Raw genomic sequence first — 5901 nt, 5'->3', positions numbered from 1 at the left:
GCGCCCATCCCCCCAAAGAGCAACCGCCCTCCCCACCCGTCCATCGAACGAAACTCGCATCGCATCGCGAAATCTGGCGAACGGCGCGCGGTCAGGTCGCGCCCATGACGTTGCGCGGCTCGGCCCCCTTCCCTCGATAAGCGCCGCGCCGGAAGTACGATCACATCGGATTGCCATCCCCCACAGCGGTTGGACGTGTCGTCCATGCCGGTTGGGTTCATTCCTCCCTCGCCCCCTTCCGATAGCGATCGCATCCGACCGAATGAAATGACAAGTCGCCATGGTGCTCCCGATACGCAAGCGTTGGTGGCAGAGGTCAGGCAGACGGGCGAGAGCGCCAGGTCCTCTTGGCCAAATTCGTCAAAAAGGTAGGCCAGAGGATCGGCAATTGCCTGCGTCAAAAGCCTGCCTCCGGGAGGCGCGATCCATGATCGGCGTTCTGTGCGCGCAGTCTGGCAATACCTCGCGCTCAACGTGTTTTCGGAAATCGCGTAAAATGGAATACCTCTAGGCAACCGGCATCGCGTTTCGGCAAATGTCCACGCCGTCGCCATTCCGTCCAATGTGATTCCAAAAACACGTCGATCAGTAGGGGAGCCCGCGCCGGTCGCAAGGTTTCCGCGGCGCACCAGAAGTTTGGCATTTGCCCCGATGCCGAGTGCCCGGCAGCAGAGACGCGCGCGAAGGGAAGGGCGCAGAATGTCTGTCGCAGACGCAAATGGCCAAAATCGACATTCCCGAAAGCACGTTGAGCGAATGACGAGAGATTCCCGAAAACACGTTCGGGACGAACATCTCAGCGATGCGGCGCGCGTCGCAAAAGTCGATGACGTGCGCGACAAACTCCCGCAAATAGGGCGCGCGGCGCACAGTTATCGGGGAAAGCGCGAAGGAGAGGGATTTCGGTTATCCACAGCCACCAGAACGGCCTACGTGGTATCAGAGCCCGTTTCGCGTGTTATCAGAATCGGCCGGGCGTGTTATCGGATCGATAGCCCCGTGTTATCAGATTCTGTCCACAGGCTGCGACTCGCCGAAACCTCGGGCATTTCCGCCGAGCTCGGCACCCCTTAACTCTCTAACTTAAAGATATAACCCCATTAACCGCGCGCCTGCGGCGGATCTTTGAGATTGATTTAAGGGAGAAGGGGAGGGGAGGCCGACCGCAACCACCTGCCCAGCCTGAAACCAAACCCCGCAACCGGCCTAAACCGCCAAGACCGCGAGCCCTGGATGGCAACTCGGACCATTTCGCCCGCCCATCCAATCGCGTCCTCGGCCCAAGCTCCTGAGCCGACCGCAACGTCCACGCCCGCCCCCGCCTGACGTCAGGTTGGCGAATAAACCTGGAAATTCCCTCCCCACGCGTACTCCGCGTTCCCCTATTTCGCGCATCCGGCATAGCTCAGCCAGCGCGCCATCCGGTCTCCAAGCTACCGGGCGGGAATTGAACAACTCAAACGTACACCTTAGTGGCGACTGCCGGAAGCCGGAGACAGGTTCAGAATCTTCGCAGTGCATGATAGCCGCTGAACGGTGCACGATGGATCTGCCAGGCACGGGCAGGGCTGCCGGATTGAGCGGTACTGGCCACCGTTTCCGCGAGGGCATCGAAAGCGAACCCCATCGGCTTCCCAATCTTGCCCAACGGCCAATTTACGCAACCGAGCGCAAACGTAAGGGACAGCTTTCGAAGCCGATACGCCGCTTTCGACGATGCAATCGCTGAAAGGCTCAAGTCGGGATCACATACGTTCGGCATCGAAGGATACATTCGGCGCCAGAACGAGAACAAATCAGGAAATAGCCGGAATTTGCCCTCAGAAGCTCGCTAAGGTGCATCGTGCCCCTTAATGATCCAATTCATCGAAGTCATGTATCGGCTCTCAGTGGCCGCCTGAGAGGACCATATTTTGAGGCAAGTTTGCCCAGCAAGCTTCTACCCATGGCGCTTCGTTTCGGGTCTGGGGGCGCTCCAGGGCGATTTCAGGCATGATGACGCCGTGAGGAGGCGGCCACGCCAAAGTCGCTTTCGCGCTGAAAATCTCGGCGCTTGAAAGAGACTTTCTTCAAGACTAAATTAGGACCGAATTTAGTCCTAAAAGGTGATCGCCTATGCGCCTCTCAACGCAAGTCCGACCCATCAGTTATCTCAAGGCCAACGCGGCTGAGGTACTGACCGATATTGCCGATTCACGCCAGCCCATGGTGATCACGCAGAACGGGGAAGCGAAGGCGGTGCTCCAGGACGTTGCGTCGTTCGAGCGGGCGCAGGAAACCTTGGCGCTGCTCAAGCTGCTGGCGTTAGGGCAACAAGATGTCGACGCAGGACGGACTAAGCCGGCGCGGGTGGTAGCTGAGCGCCTTCGAGCGAAAGCTAATCGTTCCGATGACTGAGGTCTCTTATAATGTTGAGCTAACCCAGGGGGCCGAAGACGATCTCGAAGAAATCCATGATTATCTGGCAGAACTCCGAGGCGCGGACGAAGCGGATGCCTTGCTAGATCAACTTTTGGCCACGATCGAAACCTTGGAGCAGTTTCCGGAGCGGGGCGGTGTCCCAAAGGAACTTGCGGAGCTCGGTTTGCGTGAATTTCGCCAAGTGCTGCTCCTGCATTTTCGGGTGATCTATCGAGTATTTGGAGATCGCGTCGTCATTCTGGTGATTGCCGATGGTCGGCGTGACATGCAGACGTTGCTGGAACGTCGTCTCCTTGGGCGTCCGCACTGATTGCCCCCAAAGGCGCTGCGTTATGCAAGGCTGTCGAATTGGAAAAATCCGCTGATTTGTGCGGGTTTCAGCGGGTCGTCCCACGTGTGGGACAAGCCCTGGCGAAACAGGTCGCGTCCATTGCGCCGTTGTTGCCGCGTTCCCATAACGGGTTTAAGAATGTGGTATGAACGCTCATGGAAGCTGTCACTGCGGCAACGTACAGATGGAACTTGCGCGCGCACCCGAATGGGTCGCAGATTGCAACTGTTCGCTCTGTCGCCGGCTTGCATGGAGGGTTGCATACTACCCTCCTGCCGACGTGCACATTTCCGGCGAGACCACAGCCTACATCTGGGGCGACCGGATGATCGGTATTCATCATTGCCCGGTCTGTGGCTGCGGTACCCACTGGGAGACGCTCGGGGAAGACTTCGGCAAGATGGGCATCAACGCGCGGTTGCTTGACGGCTTCGATGAAGGCGGCATTGAGGTCCGCAAGATCGATAACGCGGATTGAACTCAGCCGCCGTGACCCGCCACGCCTCCCGGTTTCGCGATCGGATGCGATCGATCACGGCTGTAAGAACGGCCAAATGATCGGCCAAAAGACCGCAGAGGGTGGCGGCCTCCGGACCGAAATACCGCATCAAACGTCAGGAAATCTGCCAAGTTGCGGTAAATAGGGCGGCGGTAACGTTGGGCTTGAAAGATCGGCCAAAGCTGCGGCGACGAATGTCGAATCCCCAACCCAGATCGAGCCCGTGCGCATCGACGCGCTGACCGGCGACTTTCGTGACCTGATCGCGGAAATCGGGGCCAAAGCCGAAGCGCTGAGAAGGGCCCTCGATCCGCGGACCTCGCTGCTCACTACCGCGTGCAGGAGACAATCGATCGGGCCGCGGCAGCAGATGAACTTCCCGATCCGGCCGATGCCGATTTTATCCGCCAGCTACACCGCGACTTCTATGTCGGGGCTTCCGAGGCCATGCTTACCGTGCCCGGGCGAGGGCGGGCCTATCTCATGACCGCGGGTGAATGGCGCTCGCGCGACGAGCATGAGGTACAGATTGGCCGGCACCTTCCGCCTTCGTCAGCGCGGGCGGCCGTTTTCATGGCGTACTTCTACGCGCGGTTTGCTTTCGAGCCGAAAGCCGTGATGCGCATGACTGCAGTCGGGGCGGGCAGGGCTAAGCGCATCCTGGCGATGGCCACGGCGCACCACCGGTTCAACTGGATACATCCGTTCCTCGATGGCAATGGCCGGGTCAGCAGATTGATGAGCCATGCCATGGCATAGAAGGCAGGTATGGGCGCCCATGGCGTGTGGTCGGCGTCACGCGGATTGGCGCGAGGTCTGGGGCAGGGGGAAGAGGGGCGAGCGGAGTATCGCAAGTACATGGCCTGGGCCGATGCGCCGCGGCAGGGTGATCGCGATGGCCGAGGCAATCTCTCCGAACAGCACCTCGTCGGTTTTGCCGAGTGGTTCCTCAAAGTGTGCCTCGACCAGATCGACTACATGTCGGCGCTGTTCGACCTCCAAGCTCTCTCGAGACGGCTCGGGCGTCACGTCAGAATTTCGGTGCGCTATCGCCGAAGGGCAATTGGTTGCTGCAGGAAGCGCTGGTTCGGGGGCAGTTCGAGCGGACTGCTGGCCCCGGATATGCCTAAGGTGTCCGTATCGCTGCGCTTTCCCAGCGACACGCAGGATACCATGTTTCCGCGGCTGTTCGCTTAGGCGGCGGACGCCGGGACCAGCGCGGCAGAGCCCCAGCAGCCGGTTGATCGTTGGCGCTCGGAGATCCTGAGAGGAGAGGTTAGCTGAAGCCGCGGGATTAACGATGCATTGCTGTGCTTAGCAGTGCTAACGGCGCATCGACATGCGAACAAAACGAGAAATAGCTCTATTTTCGATTTTAAGGCATCTTGGAGCGGCTTGACCCTGCAGATGATGATTTGTCCGCCGCTGTCCAATTTCACGCCTGCAGCGGGGGTTTGCGGAGGCGTTTTTTCAACTTTCAAAATGGGCGCTTTTGCTGATTTGATACTCTTTGCCCGAGGTCGACTGCTTCGTTGCGATGATTGCCACCATCCAGCTCGATATATGCCTAAGCATATGTATCCCGGGAGATATCTGCGATCACATATTAATGGCCTTTGCTCGGAAGTGATTCATTAATCGGCCAGAGTGGACGATGGGGGTTGAGGCGGAGTGTCCTAGGGGAAGCTGCTATGTTGGTGGAGGGAAGTCGCCATAAGGCCGCTGAAATTGCTTTGCTAATTATCCATTATTACTGTCGCATCGATCCCGGCCCTTTTCGCAATGAAAGGGCATGCACTCGAAGGCAGAAACAAGCCCGAGGATGCTTATGACATCTACTATTCGGCCAGAAACTATCCCGGCGGGATAGCAGCGCTTGTCGAGGAAAGCGCATTTGAAGGTTATCGCAAAATCGCAGAAAAGTTCCGCTCCTTTGACGATTTCGGCCCCTATAGCATGCGTAGGTTTGTGGAGGGGACAGACATTTTGGAAGACCGAACGGCTGAGGAGTGGCAACAGGATGCCTTCGGTCAGGTTATTACTTGGTTGGAGGCACTCGGGGGCCAAGATGAGGCAGAATCAGTCACCGAACTGTGATTTCTCGCCGAAAATAGACGCGTTATTAGATTATTTTTTTAGCCTCAACTCTAGTGCGAAGAGCGGGCGTTGAGCTTCGAATGGAGCTTGACCGCGCCTTGTGGAGACATTCCCAAAAGCCGTGCGATCGCCGGCACCCGGAGATCCGGATAGGCAAGTTGCAGCCGCGCGAGCAGGGGGGCTTTGCTGCGCTTGGTGACTTTGAGATCGGCGGTGATCCGCAGCAGCGCGCGCTCGAGCCGGTCGAGTTCGGCCAGCCCTAAACGAGCCATATCGAGGGTTCGGCCGCGCAGGGCATCGGCAAGTACGCGCGGATCTTCCGGTAGAAATCGCGGCAGGCCCGCCAGGCAGGGCAGGGGGCGCAAGGTGAGCCCGGCCGTGATGTAGGCGCGCGGCAACAAGGTGCCCAGAATCCAGATGGTGTCGAAGCTGCGCGGATCGATGTCGAGGCGGCGGCCGTCAGCGGTCAGCACGCTGCGCCCGGCGCCGGCGTGCAGCCCGAGGTCGTTGTGCACGGCGATCAGCCGCTCGGCCAAGGGGAGGAATCCGGGGG

7 protein-coding genes are annotated in these 5901 nt (G+C 59.0%); 6 read left to right on the top strand and 1 reads right to left on the bottom strand.

Translation table 11 applies throughout. The features are described 5' to 3' along the window. The first annotated feature begins 2115 nt into the window (after nucleotides 1-2115). The 6 genes from ACI3K3_RS25325 to ACI3K3_RS25300 all read left to right on the top strand — a co-directional run bounded on the left by ACI3K3_RS25325 (nucleotide 2116) and on the right by ACI3K3_RS25300 (nucleotide 5348). Entirely contained in the window at nucleotides 2116-2397 is a 282-nt protein-coding gene (locus ACI3K3_RS25325; RefSeq protein WP_404918827.1) for a type II toxin-antitoxin system Phd/YefM family antitoxin, read from the top strand. Next, nucleotides 2390-2731 carry a type II toxin-antitoxin system RelE/ParE family toxin gene (locus ACI3K3_RS25320; protein ID WP_404918825.1) on the top strand — a complete coding sequence of 114 codons (342 nt, stop codon included), beginning with the start codon at nucleotides 2390-2392 and terminating at the stop codon, nucleotides 2729-2731. The genes ACI3K3_RS25325 and ACI3K3_RS25320 overlap by 8 nt, the downstream gene beginning before the upstream one ends. 301 nt (nucleotides 2732-3032) lie before the next feature. Continuing rightward, entirely contained in the window at nucleotides 3033-3230 is a 198-nt protein-coding gene (locus ACI3K3_RS25315) for a glutathione-dependent formaldehyde-activating, GFA (RefSeq protein ID WP_404918823.1), read from the top strand. Between the two features lie 357 nt (nucleotides 3231-3587). Further along, nucleotides 3588-4010, top strand: coding sequence for a Fic family protein (locus ACI3K3_RS25310; protein WP_404918821.1), 423 nt, complete (start codon nucleotides 3588-3590; stop codon nucleotides 4008-4010). Nucleotides 4011-4109: 99 nt separating this feature from the next. Beyond that, nucleotides 4110-4448, top strand: coding sequence for a hypothetical protein (locus ACI3K3_RS25305; protein WP_404918819.1), 339 nt, complete (start codon nucleotides 4110-4112; stop codon nucleotides 4446-4448). 585 nt (nucleotides 4449-5033) lie between these two features. After that, entirely contained in the window at nucleotides 5034-5348 is a 315-nt protein-coding gene (locus ACI3K3_RS25300; RefSeq protein ID WP_404918817.1) for a hypothetical protein, read from the top strand. 50 nt (nucleotides 5349-5398) lie between these two features. Here ACI3K3_RS25300 and ACI3K3_RS25295 read toward each other — a convergent pair. Continuing rightward, nucleotides 5399-5901: hypothetical protein (locus tag ACI3K3_RS25295; RefSeq protein WP_404918815.1), on the bottom strand; the 503-nt coding region annotated here is incomplete at its 5' end.

The organism is Novosphingobium sp. ZW T3_23, assembly GCF_044987305.1.
GTDB lineage: Bacteria > Pseudomonadota > Alphaproteobacteria > Sphingomonadales > Sphingomonadaceae > Novosphingobium.
The sequence above is the reverse complement of the archived record's forward strand: the minus strand, read 5'-3'. Positions and strand labels throughout refer to the sequence as shown.

Excerpts from the sequence above, each read along its gene's own strand:
- ACI3K3_RS25305 (WP_404918819.1), top strand. The coding sequence starts at position 4,110 with ATGGCCTGGGCCGATGCGCCGCGGCAGGGTGATCGCGATGGCCGAGGC.
- ACI3K3_RS25300 (WP_404918817.1), top strand. The coding sequence starts at position 5,034 with ATGAAAGGGCATGCACTCGAAGGCAGAAACAAGCCCGAGGATGCTTAT.
- ACI3K3_RS25320 (WP_404918825.1), top strand. The coding sequence starts at position 2,390 with ATGACTGAGGTCTCTTATAATGTTGAGCTAACCCAGGGGGCCGAAGAC.
- ACI3K3_RS25325 (WP_404918827.1), top strand. The coding sequence starts at position 2,116 with ATGCGCCTCTCAACGCAAGTCCGACCCATCAGTTATCTCAAGGCCAAC.